22 protein-coding genes are annotated in these 25,316 nt (G+C 46.7%); 17 read left to right on the top strand and 5 right to left on the bottom strand.

What is annotated here, in order from left to right; translation table 11 throughout:
- Positions 1-18 precede the first annotated feature (18 nt).
- Both BK127_RS42370 and BK127_RS02000 read right to left on the bottom strand, forming a co-directional pair.
- Positions 19-2,214 carry a CotS family spore coat protein gene (locus BK127_RS42370; RefSeq protein WP_083688981.1) on the bottom strand — a complete coding sequence of 732 codons (2,196 nt, stop codon included), beginning with the start codon at positions 2,212-2,214 and terminating at the stop codon, positions 19-21.
- Between the two features lie 13 nt (positions 2,215-2,227).
- The gene (locus BK127_RS02000) at positions 2,228-3,535 is read right to left on the bottom strand and encodes a glycosyltransferase (protein WP_076228027.1); all 1,308 of its coding nucleotides are present in this window, start codon (positions 3,533-3,535) and stop codon (positions 2,228-2,230) included.
- Positions 3,536-3,715: 180 nt separating this feature from the next.
- On the opposite strand from BK127_RS02000, the gene BK127_RS01995 reads away from it, so the two are divergent.
- From BK127_RS01995 to BK127_RS01965, 7 genes are all read left to right on the top strand, one after another.
- Positions 3,716-4,291 carry a hypothetical protein gene (locus BK127_RS01995; RefSeq protein ID WP_083688980.1) on the top strand — a complete coding sequence of 192 codons (576 nt, stop codon included), beginning with the start codon at positions 3,716-3,718 and terminating at the stop codon, positions 4,289-4,291.
- The gene (locus BK127_RS01990) at positions 4,263-5,294 is read left to right on the top strand and encodes a phosphotransferase (protein ID WP_076228022.1); all 1,032 of its coding nucleotides are present in this window, start codon (positions 4,263-4,265) and stop codon (positions 5,292-5,294) included. The genes BK127_RS01995 and BK127_RS01990 overlap by 29 nt, the downstream gene beginning before the upstream one ends.
- A gap of 185 nt (positions 5,295-5,479) precedes the next feature.
- Positions 5,480-7,216, top strand: coding sequence for a sensor histidine kinase (locus BK127_RS01985; protein WP_372237339.1), 1,737 nt, complete (start codon positions 5,480-5,482; stop codon positions 7,214-7,216).
- Positions 7,209-8,663 carry a response regulator gene (locus BK127_RS01980; protein WP_076228017.1) on the top strand — a complete coding sequence of 485 codons (1,455 nt, stop codon included), beginning with the start codon at positions 7,209-7,211 and terminating at the stop codon, positions 8,661-8,663. Before BK127_RS01985 ends, BK127_RS01980 begins: the two co-directional genes overlap by 8 nt.
- Before the next feature lie 161 nt (positions 8,664-8,824).
- Positions 8,825-10,534 carry an extracellular solute-binding protein gene (locus tag BK127_RS01975; protein WP_076228015.1) on the top strand — a complete coding sequence of 570 codons (1,710 nt, stop codon included), beginning with the start codon at positions 8,825-8,827 and terminating at the stop codon, positions 10,532-10,534.
- A gap of 156 nt (positions 10,535-10,690) precedes the next feature.
- On the top strand, positions 10,691-11,581 hold the full coding sequence (locus BK127_RS01970; protein ID WP_083688979.1) for an ABC transporter permease: 891 nt from the start codon (positions 10,691-10,693) through the stop codon (positions 11,579-11,581).
- Positions 11,582-11,622: 41 nt separating this feature from the next.
- A complete protein-coding gene (locus BK127_RS01965; protein ID WP_076228012.1) occupies positions 11,623-12,507 on the top strand; it encodes a carbohydrate ABC transporter permease in 885 nt (294 codons plus the stop codon).
- Between the two features lie 42 nt (positions 12,508-12,549).
- Here the strand turns inward: BK127_RS01965 and BK127_RS01960 are convergent, their stop codons facing one another.
- Entirely contained in the window at positions 12,550-12,738 is a 189-nt protein-coding gene (locus tag BK127_RS01960) for a hypothetical protein (protein ID WP_076228010.1), read from the bottom strand.
- A 164-nt stretch (positions 12,739-12,902) separates the two neighbouring features.
- Here BK127_RS01960 and BK127_RS01955 point away from each other — a divergent pair, with 164 nt between their 5' ends.
- The 8 genes from BK127_RS01955 to BK127_RS01920 all read left to right on the top strand — a co-directional run bounded on the left by BK127_RS01955 (position 12,903) and on the right by BK127_RS01920 (position 21,147).
- Positions 12,903-13,760, top strand: coding sequence for an alpha/beta hydrolase (locus tag BK127_RS01955; protein ID WP_076228007.1), 858 nt, complete (start codon positions 12,903-12,905; stop codon positions 13,758-13,760).
- 147 nt (positions 13,761-13,907) lie between these two features.
- Positions 13,908-14,882 carry an aldo/keto reductase gene (locus tag BK127_RS01950; RefSeq protein ID WP_076228397.1) on the top strand — a complete coding sequence of 325 codons (975 nt, stop codon included), beginning with the start codon at positions 13,908-13,910 and terminating at the stop codon, positions 14,880-14,882.
- Positions 14,882-15,571 (top strand): HAD family hydrolase, encoded by a 690-nt coding sequence (locus BK127_RS01945; protein ID WP_076228005.1) that lies wholly within the window; start codon positions 14,882-14,884, stop codon positions 15,569-15,571. Before BK127_RS01950 ends, BK127_RS01945 begins: the two co-directional genes overlap by 1 nt.
- Positions 15,572-15,707: 136 nt before the next feature.
- The gene (locus BK127_RS01940) at positions 15,708-16,697 is read left to right on the top strand and encodes a zinc-dependent alcohol dehydrogenase family protein (protein ID WP_144026338.1); all 990 of its coding nucleotides are present in this window, start codon (positions 15,708-15,710) and stop codon (positions 16,695-16,697) included.
- Positions 16,698-16,824: 127 nt separating this feature from the next.
- Entirely contained in the window at positions 16,825-17,685 is an 861-nt protein-coding gene (locus BK127_RS01935) for a class II fructose-bisphosphate aldolase (protein WP_076228001.1), read from the top strand.
- A 31-nt stretch (positions 17,686-17,716) separates the two neighbouring features.
- Positions 17,717-19,285, top strand: coding sequence for a xylulokinase (locus BK127_RS01930; protein WP_076227999.1), 1,569 nt, complete (start codon positions 17,717-17,719; stop codon positions 19,283-19,285).
- A gap of 3 nt (positions 19,286-19,288) precedes the next feature.
- On the top strand, positions 19,289-20,344 hold the full coding sequence (locus BK127_RS01925) for a galactitol-1-phosphate 5-dehydrogenase (protein ID WP_076227997.1): 1,056 nt from the start codon (positions 19,289-19,291) through the stop codon (positions 20,342-20,344).
- A complete protein-coding gene (locus BK127_RS01920; RefSeq protein ID WP_083688978.1) occupies positions 20,341-21,147 on the top strand; it encodes a DeoR/GlpR family DNA-binding transcription regulator in 807 nt (268 codons plus the stop codon). The genes BK127_RS01925 and BK127_RS01920 overlap by 4 nt, the downstream gene beginning before the upstream one ends.
- 167 nt (positions 21,148-21,314) lie before the next feature.
- Here BK127_RS01920 and BK127_RS01915 read toward each other — a convergent pair whose 3' ends face one another.
- Positions 21,315-21,770, bottom strand: coding sequence for a flavodoxin (locus BK127_RS01915; RefSeq protein ID WP_076227995.1), 456 nt, complete (start codon positions 21,768-21,770; stop codon positions 21,315-21,317).
- A 214-nt stretch (positions 21,771-21,984) separates the two neighbouring features.
- Here BK127_RS01915 and BK127_RS01910 point away from each other — a divergent pair, with 214 nt between their 5' ends.
- Both BK127_RS01910 and BK127_RS01905 read left to right on the top strand, forming a co-directional pair.
- Positions 21,985-22,665 (top strand): DUF421 domain-containing protein, encoded by a 681-nt coding sequence (locus tag BK127_RS01910; RefSeq protein ID WP_076227993.1) that lies wholly within the window; start codon positions 21,985-21,987, stop codon positions 22,663-22,665.
- A gap of 54 nt (positions 22,666-22,719) precedes the next feature.
- On the top strand, positions 22,720-24,318 hold the full coding sequence (locus BK127_RS01905) for a sensor domain-containing diguanylate cyclase (protein ID WP_083688977.1): 1,599 nt from the start codon (positions 22,720-22,722) through the stop codon (positions 24,316-24,318).
- Here the strand turns inward: BK127_RS01905 and BK127_RS01900 are convergent.
- Positions 24,310-25,197 carry an AraC family transcriptional regulator gene (locus BK127_RS01900; RefSeq protein WP_076227989.1) on the bottom strand — a complete coding sequence of 296 codons (888 nt, stop codon included), beginning with the start codon at positions 25,195-25,197 and terminating at the stop codon, positions 24,310-24,312. The genes BK127_RS01905 and BK127_RS01900 overlap by 9 nt on opposite strands.
- Positions 25,198-25,316 lie beyond the last annotated feature (119 nt).

The following is a 25,316-nucleotide window of genomic DNA, read 5'->3' as shown; positions in this document are numbered from 1 at the left end:
TAAGCATCTATTTCATAATCAGGCTGTCTTCTGCGTCTTTGGTTTATAAATTGGTTTATTGGAAGATTTAAGCGAAGTCGTTTGTTTTTTCTTGCCTACCATTTTCTTTTTGGTTACAGAGGATGGTTGCCCAGCTTTTTTCACCGTCGTTTTCTTAAGCTTTTTAACGATTTTCAGTTTGGATACAGGCCGCGATTGTAACTGTTTTTTGCGTGTTTTACGTTTGGTCTTAACAACCACTTTTTTGACTTTTTTCTTCAATCTAGAAGATTTAGGAATTTGAATGACGATCCGTTCCGGCTCATTAGCAGGAGGCTGTGCAGCTGCGCTGTTGTCAGCTTGTGCGACTGTATTTGCAGCTAACTCTTGAATCCCAACGGCTGCTGGCGGATGCATGATAGGCACTCCTGCTGGCTCATAAATAAGTGGGGCATGTGTAAACAGACCAAAATGATCAGATTGAGCAGGTGTAGTCGAAGTATCAGAGTCTGATACGTAGATCGGATTGGACAATGGCGTATACGGCTGGTAATCCAAATCAGTGTCGAAAACAGGAATGGCTTCATGCTGGTAATCCAAATCAGTATCAAAAACAGGAATGGCATCTTGCTGCTGGTAATCCAAATCAGTATCAAAAGCAGGAATGGTTTCTTGCTGCTGGTAATCCAAATCAGTGTCAAAAACAGGAATGGCTTCTTGCTGCTGGTAATCCAAATCAGTGTCAAAAACAGGAATGGCATCTTGCTGCTGGTAATCCAAATCAGTATCAAAAAAAGGAATGGCTTTTTGCTGCTGATGAGCGAAATCAGTGTCGAAAACAGGAATGGCATCTTGCTGCTGGTGAACGACATCAGCATCGAAAACAGGAATGGCATCTTGCTGCTGGTGAGCGACATCAGTATCGAAAGCAGGAATGGCATCTTGCTGCTGGTGAGCGAAATCAGCATCGAATACGGGAGTAAGCTCTTGCTCCTGTTTCTCGGAAGCTGCCCAAGGCATTTGTGGAATATCGATGCCCACCGGAAGTTTGATACCTTGTCGAACAGGATCCGTGCGGACAACTTCCCATTTGGATTCGATTTCCTCGGTCGAGTATTGTGCAGGTAGATAAAGGGCTTTGTCCTGTTCTAGCTCGGTTAAGGCCTGCCATTTACTGCTTTCTGTTGCCAACACCCTTGTCAGAATAGGCTCAAGCTCATGCTGCAAAAATAAATTCGGATCAAATACGATCTCCTTGATATGCTTGTAAAATTCGTTAGGAAACGCCATATCGATCCATAAGAGCTCAAACATATCCTGATCAATCGGATTAGCCGCGTGATAAGCACCGATCATACCGCGAATCCAGTTCAAGTCCCAGTTACCCATATCATCCATCGTACTCGTTATCAATTTACGTAAATCACGGAAGGGTAGGTCGTAAGCGACACCATCCAGATCAATGACCCATATCCCACCGGGTCCCATCTGACCGTTGGACCAACCGTAGTCCTGATGAGCAAGCCCCCAGTGCTGCTCACCTTTGCCTATCATTTTGAAATAGGGCGATGTCTGGAAACGAGCGAATATATCTTGGGCCTGTTTTTTAAACTCATCGATAACAGAAAGCAAACGCTCACTTGATGGTGTTTCCCGATAGACGGTAGCAATATCCTCGAACCATCCAATCTTGGCCATAATTTTCTCATAATAGTTGGTCCAGCCGTACAACCGGGACGATTTGGCCGCACCGAATGGAGGGGCATATCCTTGGGAATGCTTATGAAATTCTCCAAGTCCGTAGCAAAGCGCGGCGGCACCTTCCAGATCGATTTTTGAGACTTGCTGCAGCGGTTCAATCCAATCCGTCACGATCCATAGCTTGCCTCCGGCTTCAACATACAGCGTGTTTTCTTTATTGGGAATGAAGGCAGGTACCTTGGCACCTTGCTCAACCATATATTGCTGGGCACCGATACTGAACAAGCTTCTCTTGGGATCTCTATGCAGTACTTTAAGGCTGCGTGGGCCGTGATCCGTATTAATTCTCCAGATAGCTCCGCCTTTATCGGGTTTGGAAGTAATCAGCAGCATGTCGAACACAAGCATTTCGTACTGCTCCATCACCTGATATGCAACTTTTTCGAGCTCGGGGGGAACGTATTGCTCCAGAACGGTCCCAGGCGGCAGCGTATTCGTGAGATGGTCCCATGGCCCAATTAGATAGTTCTCCAAAACTATCACTCCTTCATAAAAGATTAGTGTTCCGTGCAGATTTTGACTGGATGGCCTGATGGTATAAGTTCAGCTGTTTTTCAGTCGTTTGTGAAATATGAAAGCGATCCATCACGAATTTTCTCCCGGCTTTGACAATATCCGATTTTTGTTGTTGTTCCAGAAGCAGCATACTCTTTATTTGATTGGCGAGCAGGGCACCGGATAGTATTTGTGGGCAAGCATGGTCGCCAAACCATGATTCCCATGCTTTCTCGTATAGATCCGGCTTCACCAAACCCAATATTCCGAGTGTACCTACCGCTAACAAGGGCCGTTGGCAAGCCATAGCTTCAAGGGCTATTCGTCCTGTGCCGATCGTATAATCGCTGATACAGTAGTAAGCACACATGTCGGTAACTTCGCCAACGTAATGAAGATAGGGATGATCTGTGAGCTTGCGATGGTTGTTGACCAGTTTGATGATGTTCTCTTGCTTGTTGCCTCCGCCAGCAATAATCAGATGCAAATTCGGATCATCCGTGTATCTTAAGGCCGTGGTAACATGAATCATGTACTCACCAATATCCGCTTTCTCCCACGACAGGCGGCCTGCGTACAGAATTACGTTTGCATGCTGGGGAATAGCCAGTTTTTGACGCAGATACCTCCGATAGAAGGGGGCATAAGGCTGATATTCCATGACATCGAGTCCATTGGGAACCAGGATGGACTCAAAACCTTTCGCTGCCAGTGAACGTTGTATAGAAGGACTAACACAAGTAACAGTCGAGGATTGTTGCAGCAATTGGAGGAATTCCGGGTCATAATAGTTGCCATGTACGGTGAACACAAAAGGAATGTTCATCCGATCCGCAGCGGTGATAGCGATTCTTCCCGAGGGTATTTGGTGACCATGAACCAGATCAATTCGTTCTGCAGCTATGATGGATTGAATGAATTTTATATACAGTTCCCTGTTTTGCGAATCAGGCTCATAGGTGTCCAGAACAAAATCGATTTCATAATAAAGGCATCCCAGCCCGAGAAAGTGGTCCAGCAGCTTTCCTTTTTTACCAGCCATGATGACAGCCGCCCCTTTTTTTAAAAGCTCGCGGGTTAAGGAGAGGATGTAAGTTTCCGTTCCGCCAATATTGAATTGATCAATAACCATCAGAATCCGCAAAGGGGTAGCAAGGTTTGGGGAAAGAGCGGATTCCGTATGGTTAGGGCTCAGTTGGCTGATCGGATTTTTACTTATTTGAATGGAGCTGCCCGCAGATTGTTGGGTTGGGATGGAAAGGATTTGATTCTTAGACACTCCTCGCTTGTTAGCCTGCATGCATTCACCTCCCAAACAAGTTACTTGTATCTATTTCTAAGCATATGTCATCTAGCGATTCGTTGATATGTACATTCGTGGATTTTGCTGAAATACGCGGGATACGGAGCATTGTCCTAAGTTTTATTAGCACAAGCTGAATATATTAAAATACGATTCATAACCAAAGGAGTGAAACGCTTGGATATCCAGGAGTTACTTAAAGGGGCCGTATTGATCGGGAAAGGAAAACAGGGGAGGGTCTATAAGCTTGCTTCCGATCGGTGTATCAAAATATATAGCGACGAACAGCATGCTCAAATGGAATACAAGTCGTATTGTCGTGCAGAGGGTTCACCGGTCATTCCTAAGCTGTATGAAACAGGTCCGAATTACTTGATCATGGAGCTTGTACAGGGAGCATCGCTGGATCGTTATTTGAAAAAAAAGGGTGCGATGACTCGAAGCGATACGGAGCGTATTTTATTCATTATTCATGAAATGATAAGGCTTGGGTTCACGCGAATTGATGCCGCGGTATTTCATATTTTTATTGATCAGGACCAACCAACTGGCAAAGTGATCGATCTAGTCAATAGCTATACAAAGCAATACCACATTCCGTTGGTTATGTTCAAAGGGTTGTCCAAACTTAACGTTTTAAATTCTTTTCTCACGCATGTTAAAGCCTTGGACCCTGAGCTGTATCAGATGTGGGCGAATTACTTGATGGCAAGGAGCGAACGGTATGGGAAACTCCAAGTTTTCGATGAATGAGGATTATTTTAAGCCGAACCTCATATGCGAGCAATTTCAAATAGGCAGTTTTCATAAGGTTCTTGGAAAGCTGGGTGGAGCATTTAATACAAATGTAAAAATGGAGACCAGCGAAGGTGAATTTGTTGTTCGAATATTGAACGAAAATAATACGATCAAGCATCTGCGATATGTGGGAAAAATGCTTGCGGAGCTGAGTGCGAAGGGGCTGCCGGTATTGGCACCTCTTTTGGCGAAGAATGGCGACTCTTTTATAAGATGTAAGGATAAATTGCTTCAGGTGTCCGCGTTTGTGGCGGTTGAGCCTTTCCAATGTCGGGAAAGCCAGGTATATGCCAGCGCGCGGAGCTTAAGGGCTTACCATCAGGCGCTGGAGCATGTACATCCGGGTCCTAAACCGGGCTGGTCCTTTTATCGAAGCTCTGTTTATTACAAACACGCAAACGACCGTCTAAAGAGTCTTGATATGGTTCCTCAAGCCGAGCTTTCCAGTATGGAGCTCATCCTTGAAGACTTGTCGAACAAATGGGGACGGATTGAAGCTTCACTTCCGAAAGCGGTTCTTCATGGGGATTGGCACTTTTGGAATCTGGGTTATGCGGGGGATGAAGTCAGCTGTGTGATGGACTTTGATTTTATGCAGCAAGGAACAAGGATTCACGATGTCGCCTACGCGTTATGGGTTATCTATGTGCTGCTGCCGGAGTATGCCTACAGCTTTGACAGAACTTTTATAGAGGGATATGGACCACTGACGGATGAAGAGAAGCATATACTCCCAGTCGCTGTGGCCCGAATCGCTATGTTTTTCCTGTTTCAATCGGCCTATGCTTCGAACCCTTTGGTGAAGTGGCAAAAGCACTATCCAAAGCAGGAGCCTCTGATTCAATGGTTATCCTCTGAGGGCGCCATCCGACTTGAGGAAATAACAAAAGCGGCTTCAAATCAAACTTCGTCTTATAGGACAGAGGGATTGCCAATGGAAAAGGATGATCCATCATAAGCTTCAGAATGGATCGCGGTCGCCTGGAGGCGGCCGTTTTTAGGTTCTGACCCATACAGGAGGTGGATAATTGTTTAATTCAGATACAAGTCTTGGAACGCATCCTTTCTATTGCGTAATTTTACCAAAAGTGCCATTCTATACGTATAGATGGATAAGAGGATGTGCACAGCGGTATGTTGACAATGAAGCGTTGGCGTTCTTTTTTATATGATTACTTAACCTTGAAACGTAGAATTATGATCATTTTTTCATTCACGGCCCTGATTCCTTTTATCAGTATCGGACTTATTTCTTATTATACGATCTACTCGCTGCTCACCAATAAAATTCAAACCGGTATCCAGAGCAATCTGAAGCAGGTTGAGCTTTCACTGGAAAATACGATCACCAACCTGAATCATGTTTCTCAGCAGCTAGCTTTTCAAGGGGCCGTAGGCAAGAAGCTGGATCAGCTGCTCTCGGCCAGCCAGCCCTACGAAAGGGCACAAATGACCGATGAAATCAAACAAGAGCTGAGTCTGATTTCGTTTACCAATCCGTCGGTCGGGCTTACGCTGTATTATTTCAAACAGGACGATACATACAATTTTGAGAACCTGGGGGTTAAAGAGAACTTTTCCTTGAACTCACTGCCACTGCTTGCTGAATATTATGGGATTTCCTACTATGGACCGCATATTAGCAACAATCGCTTTGACAACCAATACGTATTGTCGGCACTGAGAAAGGTGGATCTCCCGGATCGTGATGATGTCTATGTGTATATTGAAAGCGGGTTTCGGCTGACACAGACGATTTTGAATAATGATCCTTTTGGAGGCAGGCCATCCCATCTGATTGTGGACAACAACAACAGAGTCGCTTACAGCGAGGTGGCCGATATATTTCCGCGTGATTCTTACTTCTCGGTGATTACCGACGGTCGCAAATTGGGTGAGTACAATGGCTATTATGGTTTCGTGGAGACAAGTAATCAGGGCTGGAGCGTGATCTCGCTGATTCCGAAAGCTGATTATAACAAAGAAATGAACCGCTGGTTTGTGCAAATATTACTGATTACCTTGCTGTTTATAGGTGTAAGCCTGCTGCTCGGTTGGATTTTATGGAGAATGGTCTATCGCCCTTTAAATCATTTTAATAAAGAAATCAAGCTGCTGGCGCAAAACCAGAGGCAGTATGAACCCGCCTCGACCCAAATTCCCGAGTTTGATTACTTACTCAATCAATTTCGCCAAATGAAGCGGCAAATCTGGGAGCTGTTCAGTGAGGTAGAGCAGAAGGAGAAGCGGAGGGTTGATCTGGAGGTGGAGAAGCTGCTGTATCAGATTAATCCGCATTTTTTGATGAACACATTGGATACGGTGCATTGGTTGGCTGTCATGAATGGTCAAAGCGAAATTGACCGTCTGGTCTCGTCCTTGAACAAGCTGTTGTATTATAACTTGGGCAAGCTGGGTGAGGCGGCAACGATGCAGGAGGAAATTGACGCACTCCAGCAGTATTTGATCTTGCAGCAAATACGATACGATTTTAAATTTGATGTTCAGCTTCATGTGGATGAGAGTGTACTGAAAATGCCGATTCCTCGATTTATTTTGCAGCCGCTTGTTGAAAACGCACTTTATCATGGATTAAACGACGACGGATACATACAGGTTAATGTCCGATTAAATGAATGTATTGAGATTTCGATTCACGATAACGGCTCCGGCATGTCGGAGGAAACGATTCGTCATTTATTAAACAATCAGGAAGTGGAAACGCGAAAGGTTGGCATGGGGATTGGTATGAATTATGTAAAACGTGTGATCGAGTCCCAGTATGGTAAGCGGGCGGAGCTTAGAATTGACAGTGTGATTGGGGAAGGAACGACAATATTTTTAAGTCTGCCTGTTCAGGAGGTAAGTATCCATGATTAGAGTACTCGTAGTGGATGACGATAAATTAGTTCGCAAAGGCTTAATATCGGCAATGCCTTGGCACGAATTTGATATGCAGGTTGTGGGTGAGGCCAATAATGGAGAGCGTGCGCTTGAATTTTTGCAAACCAACGTTGTCGATCTGCTGCTAACCGATCTGGCCATGCCGGTAATGTCAGGAATTGAGCTTATGCGGTTGGTTCGTCAGCAGTTGCCGCAGATTCATATTGTTGTACTAACGCTTCATCAGGATTTTGAATATGTGCAGGAGGCACTGCGTCTCGGTGCTATTGACTATATTGCCAAGGTACAGCTGGAGAAGGAACGCTTTGAAGAAGTTCTGGCGCGAATTCACAAGCGGATTATGCAGGCAGGATTATTGGCGGAAGGAAACAAGCCAGTAATTCAGGATGAGGCTGGCTTCAGCTCGGATCGTGCCTATGTATGGATCGCCTTGAACAAGGAATTAAGATTTAAAGGGATGAGGCCTTGGAGTGAACAGGAGGGCTTGGGTTCTCATGAACTTCAATGGATTGAGGTCGAGCCCAATCTATGGCTGTCGAATCCAGTACAACCGGAAGACCCGATTGCGCAGCTACGCATGGAGCAGCTAATCAGCAGTCTTGCTGGCCAGCATGGCTGGATGCTGTTCGGCTTGAATGGTTTAAAGGGTCACAAGCAGCAGGAGATACATCGATGGTTACGGGAGTACAGGGAGAAGGAATTTTTTTATGATTATGATCCTGATCAACCTGCAATTGTCTACTTGACGATGAACAATTCCACAGCTCACCAACGGAATTCTTCTGAAGATAACTCTTATGTATTAAAGAGTCAGTGGTCTTCCCATGAATGGATTCATACCGATCTGGTGTTCAGCAAGCTTGTATATGAGCTTAAGCTGCTGCGGCTGTCGCAGGTGAAGCTAATCGGGCTTTTATATGGGCTGACAGACGAGTGGAATCGGTTATTCGTGCCTCTTGGCCTGGTGAAGCTAGAGCTTAATCCTACCTTTGACAGCTGGCATGAGGTTGAAAAATGGCTCGTACAGGTGCGTGATTTGATTCGCAAAGCGCTTGCGAAGCCGGCATTTTCCCCCGAGGTGATCGAATGTGTAATGAAGGCGATTCAGATGCTGCATCAAGAACTGCACCAGCAGGTTACCGCAGCGGACATTTCCAGGAGAGTCAATATGAGCCGCAGTTATTTTAGCCAATGCTTTAAGGAAATCGCAGGTAAAACATTTAATGATTATTTGCGTCAGCTGCGCGTGGAGAAGGCGAAGGAATACTTGCTGTACACGAATAAGACGATTGTCTGGATTGCAGAAAATACCGGATATATGGACGAGAAATACTTCAGTCGCTCCTTTCGCGAGCAAATCGGCATTTTGCCAAGTGAATTTAGGCTAACCATGCGCGAGGGTAGGGAAATGTCCGATAAATAGGAAGAAGGAGGTCGGTCAACGAGAGGGCTTGTTTGGAAGAAGAGAAATTGTCGAGCATATACCTACCTGAACCCGTAACCGCTTTCTATCCGGGGAAGCGGTATTTATATGTTACTTTTATACAGCAAGATCATTCGTACAGGAAAGAAGGGGGCGTTAACATGCGTAAGACCCAAAAATCCATCCAGATCTCAATCGCAGCTATGTTAATTGTGATAACCGCATGCAGCAATACGAATTCGACCAAGGAGGAATCGAAAGCCGCAGCGAATACACCGAACGCAGGTGCAGTAGCAGCTGTAGCAGCAGATCCATTCGGCAAATATGACAAACCGATCACGATTAACATTGGAAAAAGCATCGATCCCTCTGATAAATCACTGCCACCAGGAGATACGCCGGAAAGCAACCAGTACACCAAATATGTCAAAGAGCAGCTGAATATTGAATCCAAAATGATTTGGCAGGCAGCTCAAGGTAAAGATTATGACCAGAAGGTCAATTTATCCATAGCCAGTAACGACCTGCCGGACACGATGATTGTCAACGATACACAGCTTAGACAGATGGTCAAGGCAGGACAGCTCGCCGATTTAACTGAAGTTTACAATAAATTTGCTTCACCTGCGATTAAAAGCATTATTGAAACGACCAAGGGATTGGCCACTAAAAATGTAACATTCAACGGAAAGCTGATGGCGCTGCCAAATGTCACGACGGAGTCTGACATGGTTCATATGATGTGGATTCGTAAGGATTGGCTGGATAAGCTCGGTTTGCAGGTTCCCAAGACGATCGATGAGCTGGAAAAGGTGGCCAAAGCGTTCGTCGAGCAAGACCCTGACGGCAACGGAAAGGCCGATACGATAGGAATCACCGGGCCTCAATCCGGTGGCTTTACGAATGCGACCTTCATTGTACCGAATAACAATAATTATGGCTTTGACCCGATCTTCTCGGCGTATCATGCTTACCCTGGATTCTGGATCAAGGGATCTGACGGCAAGTCTGTTTACGGCTCAATCACGCGTGAGACCAAGGAAGCGCTTGCCAAGCTGCGTGACCTGTATGCCAAAGGCTTAATTGATCGAGAGATGAGCGTACGTAAGGATGCTACTGAATTGATCAAGGCGGGAAAATCAGGTATTTGGTTTGGTATGTGGTGGGGTGGCTATGGCCCTCTGGGAGATGCAATCAAAAACGATCCGAAAGCCAACTGGCAGGCTTATGCGGTTCCACTTGACGCCAAGGGTGAATTTACCCCGCATATGGGTACACCATCGAACCAATTTGTTGTCGTTCGCAAAGGCTATGAGCATCCGGAGGCCGCGATCAAGATGGTCAACCTGCTGCTGCGTGATGAGTCGAAATTCGACCTGAAAGTCGCTATTAACAATTATCCATTAAGACTGGTATTCGCTCCGATGGACGAAATGGACGTAACCTTGAAGATGCTCAAGGAAGTACTAGCAGGCACCAAGAAACCGGAAGAGCTGGACATCCCGGGTTATAAATTGCTCAAGGCTGATGCCGAAAACGTGAAAAAGGTGAAGCTGGAGCCCTACGATAAGGTAGATATCGAATATTGGAATCCGAATGCTGACTTGGGTGTATGGAAGCGGATGTATTCTACATTCGTAGGTGTGGCTGCACTTCAACAGCCGTACAAGAAAACCTACAGTGTGACGTATTCCCAAACCAAAACGATGGAAGGCAAATGGGCAAGCCTCGACAAGCTGGAAAAGGAAACATTCCTGAAAATTATTATGGGCGCCGCACCGCTTGAGACGTTCGACCAATTCGTTCAGGATTGGAAAAAACAAGGCGGGGACCAAATCACTGCCGAGGTGGATGAGGCTGCCAAGCAGTAATCGATAAGCGGTTATATGGGAAAATGGCGCAAAGCCATGAACCATCTTTATATTGTGCGAGTTTAGGAAGTGCGGTGAATAAGAGGTGGAACCACATGGCAGCCGGAACTGCTCTCTTCTCTTCTTCACCGCACTTCACTTAAGGAGTGAAAAGCATTGGTAACAAAAGGTTTTGCCAAGCACTACTATATCATGCTCCTGCCGGGTTTTATTTGGCTGACCCTGTTCAGTATTGTTCCGATGTTCGGCTTCGTCATCGCATTTCAGGATTACAATCCGGGTTTGGGCATGCTGCATTCGGAATGGGTAGGTCTGGACAATTTCAGCTATATGTTTTCGCTCGGAGATAGCAAAACGATTTTCGTGAATACGATTTTTATTGCGGTCATGAAAATTATCGCCAATCTGATGGTTCCGTTGGTTTTTGCTTTAATGCTCAATGAATTAAGAATTATGATATTGAAAAGATGGATTCAGACCATCGTCTATTTACCGCACTTTCTGTCGTGGGTCATTCTTTCGGGGATACTTCTTGATATTTTTGCCTACAAAGGCCCGATTAATGATATGCTGTCGGCGCTCGGGGGAGAGCGGATTTTATTTTTTGCGAGGGCGGACCTGTTTCCTTTTATTATTGTAGGAAGCGACGTTTGGAAGGAATTTGGATTTAATACGATTATTTTTCTGGCAGCTTTAACCGGAATCAATCCTTCCTTGTATGAAGCAGCGGCGATGGATGGTGCAACCCGTTTGCAGCGCCTATTCCATGTCACGGTTCCGGGAATAGCGACAACAGTGATTCTGCTCACTGTATTAAGTCTGGGCAATGTCTTGAATGCCGGTTTTGATCAAATTTTCAATCTGTATAATCCACTCGTATATTCCACGGGCGATATTATCGATACCTGGGTTTACCGGACAGGATTAGTGAATTTGCAGTATGGACTGGCGACAGCAGCGGGGCTATTGAAGTCGGTTGTCAGCTTTATTCTTATCACTTGCTCTTATTTCATGGCTTCCAAATATGCAAATTATCGTATTTTTTAATAGATGAACGGGTTGAAACAGTTGGTGAAAGGAGGATGGTTATGGTTAAGGAAGCAACACTGGGGTCCAAAGTGTTTGATATTGTATTGATAGTGCTGCTGGTCGGTGTATCGCTCCTGTGTATTTTGCCGATCTGGTATACGCTGGCGGTTTCGCTCAGTGAGAATTCGGCAGCGGCAGCCGGGCAGGTAAGATTGTGGCCAGTTGGATTTAATTTGAACTCGTACCGTGAGATTATGGATGACAGCAAATTTTTCAACTCGTTCTGGATTTCGATTCAGCGTGTGGTGTTGGGCGCGGTTGTCAGCTTTGTCGTAACGGTTCTCATGGCTTATCCATTATCCAAAACAACAAAAGATTTTCGGCTCAGAAATATACTGATGTGGATATTGGTGTTCACCATGTTGTTTAACGGCGGTCTGATTCCATGGTATCAAACGGTCAAGGCGCTTGGCCTGATCAATAATATTTGGGGACTTGTGCTTGGACACAGCGTTCCGGTATTTAATGTCATTCTGGTCGTTAATTATTTCCGTAATTTACCCAAAGAGCTGGAGGAAGCGGCGTTGGTTGATGGTGCGGGTCCTTGGTACATGCTGGTTAAGCTGTATATTCCTCTTGCGGTTCCGGTTCTTGCTACAGTAACCTTGTTCAGTATTGTGTATCATTGGAATGAATTTTTTAACGGATTGGTGCTGATGTCGAGAGCCGACCATTATCCGCTGCAAACGTACATTCAGCAGCTGGTTGTGATTATTGATGCTTCAACCTTGAATACCGAGCAGTTAAAAAGAATGAGTGAGTTATCCAATCAGACTCTGAATGCGGCCAAAATTTTTATCGCGATGATCCCTGTACTGATCGTTTACCCACTGTTGCAGCGCTTTTTCATTCATGGCATAACGTTGGGATCAGTTAAAGAATAAGAAACAAACAAAGACACCGATAAGGGTGTCTTTGTTCGATGTCTATTTGTTGCTTTGTTGCTTCTCATCATCTGATTTACCGTCGAATGTGTCTTCAACCCTATCCATGATTTCTTCGACAGCCTCGCTCACCATATCTGTCGGGGCAGCATCCTGCTGATCGACAGGTGTAATGATAAAGTCAGGTGTGGGAGTAGGGCGCGTATCCTGCTCTATGTTTTTTTTGCTCATGTAGGTTTCCTTCTCTCGTTTGGATTTATGACGTACACAATATTACCCATCTCACACGATTTTATTCACCTTTGATTCAACGTCTTCAATGAGTCGTGCATACAAGAGAGTAAAGCTGTACAATAGATATAAGAAGACAATTCGAAGGCTAAGGAGTGAGTGATTTGAGCGAAACTTCTACGACTCAGGAAGCATTTACCTTGGAAGCAGGATACTTGGACTCAGGAGAGAAACTGTTTATCCGCGGAGAAGTTAGAGTTGTACCGGACCGACCTGGCCCATGTCCCGTGCTGCTGATCTGTCATGGTTTTAAAAGCTTTAAGGAGTGGGGGTTTTTCCCATATATCGCCACACGTTTTGCAGAGCAGGGCTATTATGTAATCACTTTTAATTTTTCCTGCAACGGGGTGAATGAAACCGATTTTGATGAGCTGGAGCGTTTCGCCGTGAATACGTTTTCCAGAGAGCAGCAGGATCTGGAGGTCATTCTTCAGGCGCTGCTTGCTAATAAGCTTCCACTTGCTGATGCTGCGGACAAGGAAAGTATTCATTTGTGGGGGCACAGTAAAGGTGGAGGAACCGCCATTATATTTGCTGCTGAGCATCCGCAGGTTAAATCTGTATTAACATGGAACGGAATCGGATTCACGGATCTGTTTGACGACACTTTCAAAAAGCAGCTGGAGGAGTACGGGATCGCCTACGTGGCCAATGTACGCACCAAGCAGGAAATGCCGATCAAGGCTGTATTTTATGAGGACCTGATGGACAACAAGGAACGGTTTGACATTGTGAAACAATTAGCGGGTCTCACTATCCCTGTACAGCAGATTCAGGGGGATCAGGATTCACCCCGTCTGATGGAAGGCTTTCAACAGATGCGTGCGGGGGATGCCAAGCATTCCGTAGTCACTATTGCTGGTGGAAACCATACATTCGGAGCTGTTCATCCATTTAAGGGAACGACGCCCCAGCTGGAGCAGGCTATACAGGCTTCTCTGCAGTTTTTACCTTTGGGTTGACAGTGAAAAGACACTTTGCTAGCATGATATCATAGTAAACCAATGTGGATAAATAATTAATTTAGGTTCTGCCGGACAGCCGGAGGCCAACATGCCATGGTGTGTCTCTTTTTCATATCCTATTATAGAAAGCGAGTGTTCAAGCAAATGAAGCATAGAAAATTGGGAAGAACCGGTTTGAAAGTTTCCGAGGTAAGTCTGGGTACGATGGCATTTGGGCGTTGGATTGATGAAGCGCAGTCCCAGCAGGTTCTGGATGCCGCGTTGGATGCAGGAATTACATTGATTGACACAGCTGACGTATATGGAAAAGGTATGGATCGTGATAATCCTCTGGAGTCCGGAGAGTCGGAGTATATACTGGGCAGAGTGCTGAAGGGCAGACGAAATCAGATCATTCTGGCGACCAAGGTACATGGCAAAGTAGGGATAGGCCCTAATGATTCAGGACAAAGCCGCTATCATATATTCCGTGCGGTGGATGCAAGCCTGAAGCGGCTTCAAACCGACTATATTGATTTGTATCAGGTACATCGCTTTGATCCGGAGACGCCGCTTGAGGAAACGCTGAGCGCTCTCGATGATTTGGTCAAATCGGGCAAGGTAAGATATATTGGCTGCTCCAACTTTGCTGCATGGCAAATTGCCAAGGCTCATGGGATCAGTGCCCTGAACCATCTCCACCGTTTTGAAAGTGTGCAGCCTGAGTACAGTATTATTACGCGAGGCATTGAGGAAGAGCTGATTCCTTTCGTTGCCTCCGAGCAGGTCGGTGTTGTAGTGTACAGCCCTTTGGGTCGTGGACTGCTGTCAGGGAAATACAAGCAGGGGGAAGCGCCACCTGAGGGTTCGAGAGCCGCAGCTGGAGAAAGAAGAATACATACCCTGCTCGGTGTGGAACGCAATTACCACATTATCGAATCGCTCAAGCCTCTGGCGTCCAACCGCGGCTGGACACTGGCGCAATTCGCTTTGGCATGGGTGCTGAGCAACCCACATGTTTCCTCCGCTATTCTTGGAGTATCGAGGCCGGAGCAAATCAAGGATGCGTTGCAGTTTATCGGTGACCCACTTACGGCTGAGGAGTTGGCCGAGGTTGACCGGATTTCGAAGTTGAATTAATGGTAGCGGCTAAGTGGGACAATCGTGCAATCAGCTGGATTTTCTTTGATGTAGGCGAAACGTTGGTGGACGAATCGAAGCCGATTCGTGAGAGCATCAGGCAATTTGTCAATAACGCCGCGAGACTCGGTTATGAGATTGAGCCGCATATCGTGGAGCAGTCGCTCATACATTATCATGGGTTGTTCAGTACGTTTCCGATGCGGCAGGTCATGGAGCAGTTCGTTCCGTCCGAGACGGATCGTCTGGAGATACGCAAGGGTATGGCTTATCGCAAGGATTGGGATGAGCCTTTCCCGGACGCTGTCGGGATTCTGGAGCAGCTGAGCCGACATTACAAGCTTGGAATTATCGCCAATCAGAGTGCAGGCACGGCCGCGAGACTGGAGCAGTATGGAATGCTGAAATATCTCTCGGTTGTCTGCTCCTCGGCAGAGGAAGGGTTATCGAAGCCGGATGTACGCTTATATGAACGAGCCCTTACAGAAGCGCAGTGCAAGGCTGAGCATGCAGTAATGATTGGTGATCGGATCGATAACGATGTCATTCCTGCAAAGCGTGTGGGCATGCAGGCGATATGGGTACGGCAGGGACTGGCCCGGCATCAGCCGATTCCGCTGGATCATACCGCACCGGATATCGTAGTGGATCGATTAGGGGAGATCATCAAGTATTTGGCAAGAATATAGTGGTATCGAAGAAATGATGCTGACAATGTGCCCTTTTGGTTGCCTTCCTTTAATGGAGGCAGGTGAAAGGGCTTTTTGAATTGTTGGCGGATTGTCCGTTTGTGATATGATTTAACAGGACAGGAGGACTATGATCGTGGAAAACAAATGTATTAGATGGTATGAGTTCGGATATCCGCAGCATGTTTTAAAGATTGAGAATAAAGAAGTGGAGAGACCTGATCGTGGAGAAGTTCTTGTGCGAATGAGGGTTCGACCCATCAACCCATCCGATCTGATCCCGATTACGGGAGCCTATTCCCATCGTATTTCACTTCCGTGTATTCCTGGATATGAAGGTATCGGCATTGTGGAGGATGTAGGTCCTTCGGTTTCTCAAGAGCTGATAGGTAAACGTGTACTGCCTTTACGTGGGGAGGGCACCTGGCAGCAATTTGTTAAAGCGCCAGCACAATGGGTAGTTCCATTACCTGATGGTATAGAAGATTACATAGCAGCTCAATTATATATAAATCCGATAACAGCCTGGCTTGCTTGTACGGAAATCTTGAATTTGCAGCCAGACGATGTTGTACTGGTCAATGCTTGCGGCTCTTCGGTGGGGCGCATCTTTGCCCAATTATCTAATATTTTAGGTTTTCGATTGATTGCAGTGACGAGAAATCATAGCTATACCCAAGAATTACTTCGACTGGGTGCCTCCCATGTTATCCCTACATCAGAAATGCCACTGCATCCAACAGTGATGGAATTGACGAATGGTCGGGGGGCCGATGCTGCAATTGATTCGGTAGGGGGATTACCTGGTACAGAATTAGTTTATTGCGTACGTCCTCATGGCTCATTATTAACCATAGGTCTTTTATCAGGAACATCTGTAAATTGGGCGGAGATCACAAACAAGGCTCAAGTCCATATTAAAATGCTTCATTTGCGTCATTGGAATCAGCGCGTATCTGTTCAAGCCTGGCATGAAACCTTTAACCAGTTGATATCGCTCATTCAGGATAAGAGATTAAGTCTGATGCAACCACAATTGTTTTACGATCTGACAGCGATACATGAAGCAGTTAGAGCTGCAGAGAGTGGTGGAGGCAATCAGGGGAAAATATTTCTGACGAGCTAGGGAGTTAGCGAACAGGGATTGACGTTACCCGCGAAAATAAGTATGATAACTTATAAACGAAGCAAAACGTAAATATAAATAACAAAACGAAACAATAACACACTTTAAACCGAAAGAGGGCTTTATGATGAGTCGAAGGTTGGTTTCATCTACACCGCTATTAGTGGAAGCAAGAGCACAAGGATACGGAATCGTCGCCTTTAACGTACATACACTGGAAATGCTGCAGGCAGTTGTGGAAGCGGCCGAGAGCTGCAGGGCACCGGTTATTATTCAAACCACGGTCGGTACCGTAAAGCATTTGGGGATGGATTATATTGTAGCAGCAGCTCAAGTAGCGGCACGCCGGTCATCGGTACCGATTGCACTTCATCTTGATCATTGTCAGGATTTGACGCTGATTCAACAGTGTATAGAAGCTGGATATACCTCCGTCATGATCGATGCCTCCAAGCTGCAATTCGAGGACAATGTCGAGCGGACGAAGGAAGTCGTCGCCTATGCAAGCCGACGGGGTGTAAATGTGGAAGCGGAATTGGGCAATATCGGCGGTGTTGAGGACGATATTGTTGTGAGTGATGCCGATGCAATGCTGGCGGTTCCCGAGGAGTGTGAGCAATTCCTTGCGCTGACCGGTGTTCCTACACTGGCTCCTGCCATCGGTACGGCACATGGCATTTACAAGGGAGAGCCGAATATAGATTTCAAGCGTATTGAACAAATCGCGAGTCGAGTCGCTGTGCCTCTTGTTCTGCATGGCGGCTCAGGTATTCCTGCTGATCAGGTCAAGCGATGTGTGGCATTGGGGATGGCCAAGATGAATGTGGCTACCGAATTAAAAAATGCATTTTCATTGGCCATTCAGCACTTTTTTGCTGAGCATCCGGAGGAGCTGGACCCACGTCAATATATGGTACCTGCCAAGGAAGCGGTCAAGCGTATGGCAATAGATAAAATCAATCTTTGCGGCAGTGCAGGCCGCGCATAATGCTATAGAAAGAAGGAAGGGATACTGCCTTATGCATAACGAGTATCTGCTTGGTATCGATATTGGAACCTCCGGCTGTAAAATAGCTGCGTTTACACCGGATGGCGAGGTTGCCTTTCAATGCACCGAAAAATATGAAACGTTGTATCCGGCGAAGGATTGTGTGGAGCAGAATCCGCTCGATTGGTGGGCGGCGGTATGCCGCGGGACGCAGCGAATGTTTGCCCAAACCGCTATCCACCCGCATGAAGTTAAAGGTATCGGCGTGGACGGACAAAGCTGGTCGATGATTCCGGTGGATGTGACTGGACAGGTGCTGCGTAACAGTATGATCTGGATGGACCGGCGTGCAGTCAGTCAGTGTGAGCAGATGAAGCATTCCGTAGGGGAGGAACGAATTTTTGCAGTTTCCGGCAATCCGCTGTCACCCTCTTATACGACTGGCAAAATCCTCTGGATGAAGGAGCATGAGCCTGAGCTGTACGCAAGGACACATAAGGTGCTGCAGTGCAACAGCTTTATCGTGTTCAAGCTGACCGGGATTGTTTCGCACGATCTTTCACAGGGTTATGGTATTCATGCATTTGATATGCAAACGGGAACCTGGGACATAGAGCTGTGTCGTGAGCTGGGAATCGATCCGGACTTGCTGCCTGAGCTGTACGGATGCAGTGATATCGTTGGGACGGTTAATGAGGAGGCTGCCGCGAGCAGCGGGCTGCTCATCGGGACTCCGGTTGTTGCTGGAGGCTTGGATGCGGCCTGCGGCACTTTGGGAGTTGGCGCGATTCATGATGGTGAAACTCAGGAGCAGGGAGGTCAGGCCGGTGGAATGAGCATCGTAATGAGCCAGCCTATCATGAATGACAAGCTGATCCTGGGCTTCCATGTCGTTTCAGGTAAATGGCTGCTGCAGGGCGGTACGGTCGGTGGCGGGAGCCTGAACTGGTTTCAACGCGAGCTGTTCGGGAAGGGTGTTACAGCAGATAAGCTGGAAGACGCTGCAGAAGCGGAGCAGAATGGTAGCGCTGTACCCCAGCCTGTGTTCGAACCCTTCAGAGAGATCAATGAGGAAGCGGCACAAATTAGCGAGGGCAGTGATGGCCTTATTTTCTTGCCCTATATGGCAGGTGAGCGCTCCCCGATCTGGGATATCGATGCCAAGGGTGTTTTTCTGGGACTTTCCTATGCAACAACGCGTGGTCATATGGCTCGTGCCATTATGGAGGGCTGTGCATATTCGCTGCAGCACAATTTGGTAACGGCAGCCGATGGCGGGGTAGGTGTCGGTGAGCTGTATAGTATGGGCGGTGCGGCGAATAGTCAGCTATGGTCACAAATTAAAGCAGATATTACAGGCAAAACCCTGCGGATCGCAGCATCCGATACGGCAACCACCCTCGGAGCCGCAATGCTGGCAGGGGTTGGAACAGGTATGTATAAGGACTTTGCCGAGGCTGTTCGAAGGACGGTCCGTTTCCAAAGAGCTTATGCTCCTGATCCTGCACACGCGGAGCTGTATACAAAGGGTTACGAGCTGTACCTATCGGCTTATGCAAGCTTGAGGGATTGGTTTCCACAAATGAAAGCGAGGTCTTGACGCATGAAAGCAGCAGTATTATATGGACAAGATGATATTCGTGTTGAAGATATAGCCATTCCCCAGCCGCAGGCGCATGAAATTCTGGTTAAAGTAATGGCCACAGGGATTTGCGGCTCCGACGTGCCCCGGGTCCTGGGAACCAAAGCGCATCATTATCCCATTGTACTCGGGCATGAATTCGCCGGGATCGTTGCCAAGGTCGGCACAGGTGTAACACGGATCGGTGTCGGGGATCGGATTGCCGGAGCGCCGTTGGTCCCTTGTCATCAATGTGTGGATTGCTTCAAAGGGGACTTTGCCCAATGCCAATATTATTCCTTCGTGGGTTCACGGGTGAACGGCAGCTGGGCCGAGTACGTCATTATTCCTGAGATCAATGCGGTTCGGATTGATGATACGGTCAGCTATGCGGAAGCGGCTTTCTTTGAGCCATCGGCTGTTGCCCTCCATGCGCTGCGTCATATCAGCTTTCAAGGCGGCGAGGACGTGGCCATTCTGGGCGGAGGCACGATTGGCTTATTAACCCTGCAGTGGGCCAAGGTGCTTGGAGCGCGAACGGTTACGGTATTCGATATCAACCATGATCGTCTGGAGCTTGCCCGCAAGCTGGGTGCGGATTATGTGATCGATACACGCAGCGAAGACTTCAAGGAACAGGCGACTTCTATAGTAGGTGCCAAAGGTTTCGGTATCGTGATGGAGACAGCGGGATCGGATGTGACGATGCGTCTTAGCTTTGAGCTGGCGGCGAATAAGGCAAAGGTCTGCTTCGTAGGTACCCCAACCAAGGAGCTTACCTTTGATTACAAGCTGTTTGAGCTGATGAACCGAAAAGAATTTACTTTAACCGGTTCCTGGATGTCCTACAGTGCGCCGTTTCCCGGGAATGAGTGGGAGCTTACAGCACATTTTTTGAGTAAGCAAAGATTCAATTTCCTGGACATGATCGATAAAATATTGCCTCTGGAGCAAATCAACGATGCCTTTGAGCTGTACAAGCAGCCAGGTGCCGTTAAAGGAAAAATACTGCTGACCTTGGGAAGTGAGCCTGTGTGAGTGAGGACCCTACTAACGCTTCCCATGCAGATTCACGTAAATTGTTAAGCCTGGAGCGGCATCAACGGATCATGGATTATTTAAAAGCTAACAAGAGCGCCGAGGTCTCCCAGCTAAGCGCGCTTCTTAAGGTATCGGAGGTCACCGTGAGAAAGGATCTGGAGCGGCTGGAGCGGGCTGGCTTGTTATCCAGAAGCCATGGCGGCGCGATTCTTCTAGAGCGGCTGCTGTACGAGCCTTCTTTTGCCGAGAAGGAGGATCAATGGATTGATGAAAAACAAGCCATAGCTCAAGCTGCAGCTTCTCTCATTACAGATGGAATGACCGTAGCGATCATGACAGGAACGACATTAAGCCATACGGCACGGCTGCTTATGGAGCGTCAACGATTGAATATCGTCACGAATGCGGTCAATATAGCGACAGAGCTGATGCATGCGGCAGGGGTGAGTGTATTTTTGACAGGGGGCAATATTCGCCCGAATACGTTGGCCTTGGTTGGAGAAATGGCGGAAAGGTCGTTGGAGGGCATTTATGTCGAGACGGCCTTTATCGGAGTGAATGGCTTCAGCCTGGAACAGGGTTTGACAACTCCCAGTATTGAAGAAGCCCGAGTTGTCAAAAAAGTAATGGAGAATGCACAAAAGGTAGTGGTTGCGGTCGATCATACGAAATTCAATCAAGTTGCTTTTTTTCGGATTTGTACTGTGGAGCAGATCCATACCGTTATTACGGACGGGAAAACACCAGCCGCCGAAATCGATAAGCTTCGCGACAAAGGCATTACGGTTATTGTCACTTAAAGTGTGCTTGCGCAAGTAGGTCACACTTGTGGAATAGCGGTCCCGTGATCCCGCCGACCTGATGTTGTTAAAGGTAACTTGCGGAGACAGGCGGGTTCACGAGGACGCATAGCAGCTCATAGACGGTTCCGATGGGTATTGATACGGACCGTGATGGTCCCAGTCGATTACTGCTTGATACCAACTAAACGTTTAGCAAATGCGGCACCGAATTCCTGGCATTGTTTAAGCTCGCTCTGCGAGGGGGACATTTCGATTTTCAAGCCTTCCTCTACAACCTCAGCACCAATTTCCTTTAGCTTGTCAACGAGCTGATCGACCGCCCCGCCAAATACAGGATAAGAAGAATCGCAGGAGCCAAACACAATCGCTTTTTGTCCATCCAGCTGCACCTCCGACATTTCATCAAAGAAATCGAGAAACTCATCCGGCAAATCTCCGTCTCCCCAAGTGTAGGCGCCCAGCGCGATACCATCATATTTTAACAGGTCATCGCCTGATGCATACATGACTTCCTTTATATCCAGCTCTACATGCTCGGATTTAATACCCTCGGCAATGGCGTCTGCCATATCCCGTGTATTTCCGGTAAGGCTTGTGAAGACCATCAAAATTTTACTCATTCCTATACCCAGCTCCCTTTATGTGTAATTGCGTACTGATGTTAAGCGAATACCAACAATGATAAACGTTATCAGATAATCAATAATGATAATCATTATCATTTATGTTGTCAATAATAAAATATTTTTGAACCCCTCTATGGACATCCGATGGTTTCGTCCGTGTTGCTGATGGTGTAAGATGTGTATAGATGCATAGAGAGGGTGTTTCCTGATGGACAATTTCTATTACATAACGGTTAAGCTGGTTACGGCCATGGTTGGGCTGTGGCTAATTACAAAACTGCTCGGCAAGAAAGAAATTTCACAACTGACCGCCTTCGATTTTGTCTCCTCTCTGATGTTAAGCGAGATTGTTGGCAACACGCTTTATGACAAGGACGTTACTCTAAGTGAGCTGCTCTATGCGCTGATACTGTGGGCAGCGATGTCATTGTTTCTGGAAAAGCTGGTGCAGTTTATACCAGGATTGTCTAAATATTTGAATGGCCGCGCCGATATTATTATTAACCAGGGAAAAATCGATTTTCGGGCGATGAAGCGCAACAATCTTGATTTTGACCAATTACATACGCTGCTGCGGGAGCAAAATATATTTACAGTACGTGAGGTCGCTTTTGCTGTATTTGAAACGAACGGGAATATCTCGGTTTTGAAAAAAACAGATGTGGACAGTATCACGAGGACTGATCAGGAGCTTCCAGAGAAGTCCATGTCGCTTCCAATGGTGCTTGTCGAGAATGGACGGATTCAAACGGATCGATTAGCAAGATTGGGTCGAACGAAACCGTGGCTGCTGGACGAGCTGAAGAAAAACGGGATTGGACGATTGCAGGATGCTCTGTATGTAGAATGGTCGGAGCATCAAGGCATGTATGTTCAGAAAAAGGAGTGAACGCAGATGTGAGTACATGCTTGCATTATGAAATTAGACCATGGGGGAACTAGTATGAAGCCAAGTAAAAAAGGGTTTAAAATCTCATTTGTCATATCCAGTGTGGTCCTGTTATCCGTGCTCATGACGCTGCTGATTAATTCGTTCGTAGGCTACCAGGCTGAGAAAACATCTTTATACAGCACGACGCAGGAATTAAATCGAATACGGTCCGACGAGCTGAGCCGAACAGCCCAAACGATTATTTTATCGATGAAACAAACCGTGAGGGCTTCCGCACAATACTTTACTAAAGAACACAGCTCGGATGAAGAAGTCCAGGAGCAGCTGGATTTTTTAATGAGCACCGATACTTTGTTTAATTCTGTAGCGTTGGTAGATAAATCCGGGTCGTTACGTGCGATATCACCAAGAAATTCGGACATTATTGGACAGAAGCTGACATCACAGGCTTCCAGACAAGCGCTGGAATTGCAAAAACCTTTAATGTCAGAGCCGTACAAGGCAGTAACGAACCGGCTGATCCTATTGGTCAGTCATCCCGTTTTTGATGGAAACGGAAGCTACAACGGATTTATCTCAGGTACCATTTACCTGCAAGAGCCTAATTCGCTTAAAAAAATACTGGGTGAGCAATCGGCGGCCACTAACGGCTCCTATTATTATGTCGTCGATGCAGCAGGCAATCTCATCTATCATCCAGACCCTGAACGTATTGGGGAAAATGTGAATACGAATCCTATCGTACAAAAAATTGTAGCCGGAAGCAGCGGTCAAGACGAGGTAACCAATACGAAGGGTGTTAGTTATTTAGCCGGTTATTCCACCGTCCCAGAAACCGGCTGGGGCATTGTGGCTCAGACGCCTAAGCAATATGTGGATCAAAGCACAAAAAAACTGATAACATCGATGGCTTTGTATTCGTTACCCTTTTTAATTATCGTACTTGCCTTGGTGCTGTGGCTGTCACATAAATTATCTCAACCTCTGAGCAGGCTCGCGGACATCGCCTCCAGTCTGAATAACGTTGACAGCAGGGGCAAGGAAATTCCTGAAATCGATCACTGGAATTATGAAGCTAATGAACTGTATACAGCCATTGCCAAGGCTTTTCATATCATGAACAAAAGAACCGAGGAGCTTTCTTTTGAAGCGCAAACCGATCCGCTGACAGGACTGACCAATAGAAGGACTATGGATGCCATTCTTGGGCTGTGGCAGGCGCAGTCGAGAAGCTTCAGTATAATCATGCTGGATCTGGATCATTTCAAATTGGTCAATGATACATACGGTCATCAGGTGGGGGACCAGGTACTCCAGTTCACAGCGGACATCATGTTGTCCGAGAAGCGGGAGCAAGATTATTGCTGCCGGTATGGCGGAGAGGAGTTCACCATGCTGCTGCCTGATGCCACGGAAGAACAGGCTTATTTGCTGGCTGAGCGTATTCGAACCTGTATCGAAGGTATGGACTGTCCGACAGGGAAAAGAATTACATTGTCGCTTGGCATCGCGTCCTATCCGAACGAAGTATTGAGCATACAAAGATTATTTAAAAACGCCGATGATGCGCTGTACCAAGCCAAGCATAACGGACGTAATCAAACGGTAGTGTATACGAATGCATCTGAGCTGACCATCACCTCATCTTAAAAACAGATTGTCTGTAGCCAGGCCATGCTCGTTACGGTATTTACCTGGTGACATGCCTACCCAATGCCGAAATACCTTGGAGAAATAGTTACCCCCTGCAAACCCGACGGAACTTGCAACCTCGTCCAGGGTTTGTTCGGTCGTTCGCAGCAGCTCGGCCGCCTTTTCGATGCGCAGCTTGTTTAAATATTCCAGTGGCGTCAGTCCGATAAAGCGCGTGAATTGTCTGAGAAAATGATACTTGGAGAGTCCCGCATTTTCGGCCATCTCGTCCAGATTGAGGGGCTGCTCGTAGTGCAGCTCAATGAAATGTACGGTTTTTTGTATCGCTTCGGGGATCTCGGATATGGATTTTTCAAAGGTCGTGCTGCGGTGAAGCTCAGTAATAAATTGATACGCAAATAGCGCGTTTAGGTAACCATCTGTAATTTGCCGCTGTCTGGCTTTCTCGAATATCATTTTCAATGCCCGGATTGGAGGGCTATCTATGGAAAAGTCGGACACATGTCCGAGCTTGGAAATCAGCTCATCGACGATGGGACGAAGCCGCTCACCCCGCATCATAATAAACATATACTCCCAGTGATCACTTTCCGGGGGGAAATAGTAACGATGTTGGCTTGGAATCCATACCAGAAATGCTTTTTCGGGAGTGAGCAGGCAGGATTGCCCCTCTATATGCATCATGCCATAGCCAGACAATGTATATTGGAATAAAAAAGCCCCTTCTTCGCCGCGATTGAGCCCATCCCAGTTGTAGTCCGTGCTGACTGTTCGTTCCCATCCGACCCCGTGCAGCTGGGCGATCTCATAAACTGGTGTTTCCCGAAATCGAAAGCCATAGCTGTGCCGAAACGGTTCATTGGATTTATTAGACAAGTCAGAAGTCTCCTCTTTTCATCGATCTGAAATCATAACTCAATACAGCAATATATTACCTATGGAAAGCAGTTTATTACCATTGTCATTGTTTCTATAATACTTTATTTTAGATAAAG

The organism is Paenibacillus sp. FSL H7-0331 (assembly GCF_001956045.1).
Note: the sequence above shows the minus strand (reverse complement) of the source record. Positions and strands in the feature narration are given on the sequence as shown.

Bases quoted from the DNA above. Each gene is read 5' to 3' on its own strand.
- BK127_RS02000 (WP_076228027.1), bottom strand. From the start codon at position 3,535: ATGCAGGCTAACAAGCGAGGAGTGTCTAAGAATCAAATCCTTTCCATC.
- BK127_RS01990 (WP_076228022.1), top strand. From the start codon at position 4,263: ATGGGAAACTCCAAGTTTTCGATGAATGAGGATTATTTTAAGCCGAAC.
- BK127_RS01985 (WP_372237339.1), top strand. From the start codon at position 5,480: ATGAAGCGTTGGCGTTCTTTTTTATATGATTACTTAACCTTGAAACGT.
- BK127_RS01980 (WP_076228017.1), top strand. From the start codon at position 7,209: ATGATTAGAGTACTCGTAGTGGATGACGATAAATTAGTTCGCAAAGGC.
- BK127_RS01975 (WP_076228015.1), top strand. From the start codon at position 8,825: ATGCGTAAGACCCAAAAATCCATCCAGATCTCAATCGCAGCTATGTTA.
- BK127_RS01965 (WP_076228012.1), top strand. From the start codon at position 11,623: ATGGTTAAGGAAGCAACACTGGGGTCCAAAGTGTTTGATATTGTATTG.
- BK127_RS01960 (WP_076228010.1), bottom strand. From the start codon at position 12,738: ATGAGCAAAAAAAACATAGAGCAGGATACGCGCCCTACTCCCACACCT.
- BK127_RS01950 (WP_076228397.1), top strand. From the start codon at position 13,908: ATGAAGCATAGAAAATTGGGAAGAACCGGTTTGAAAGTTTCCGAGGTA.
- BK127_RS01945 (WP_076228005.1), top strand. From the start codon at position 14,882: ATGGTAGCGGCTAAGTGGGACAATCGTGCAATCAGCTGGATTTTCTTT.
- BK127_RS01935 (WP_076228001.1), top strand. From the start codon at position 16,825: ATGAGTCGAAGGTTGGTTTCATCTACACCGCTATTAGTGGAAGCAAGA.
- BK127_RS01930 (WP_076227999.1), top strand. From the start codon at position 17,717: ATGCATAACGAGTATCTGCTTGGTATCGATATTGGAACCTCCGGCTGT.
- BK127_RS01925 (WP_076227997.1), top strand. From the start codon at position 19,289: ATGAAAGCAGCAGTATTATATGGACAAGATGATATTCGTGTTGAAGAT.
- BK127_RS01915 (WP_076227995.1), bottom strand. From the start codon at position 21,770: ATGAGTAAAATTTTGATGGTCTTCACAAGCCTTACCGGAAATACACGG.
- BK127_RS01910 (WP_076227993.1), top strand. From the start codon at position 21,985: ATGGACAATTTCTATTACATAACGGTTAAGCTGGTTACGGCCATGGTT.
- BK127_RS01905 (WP_083688977.1), top strand. From the start codon at position 22,720: ATGAAGCCAAGTAAAAAAGGGTTTAAAATCTCATTTGTCATATCCAGT.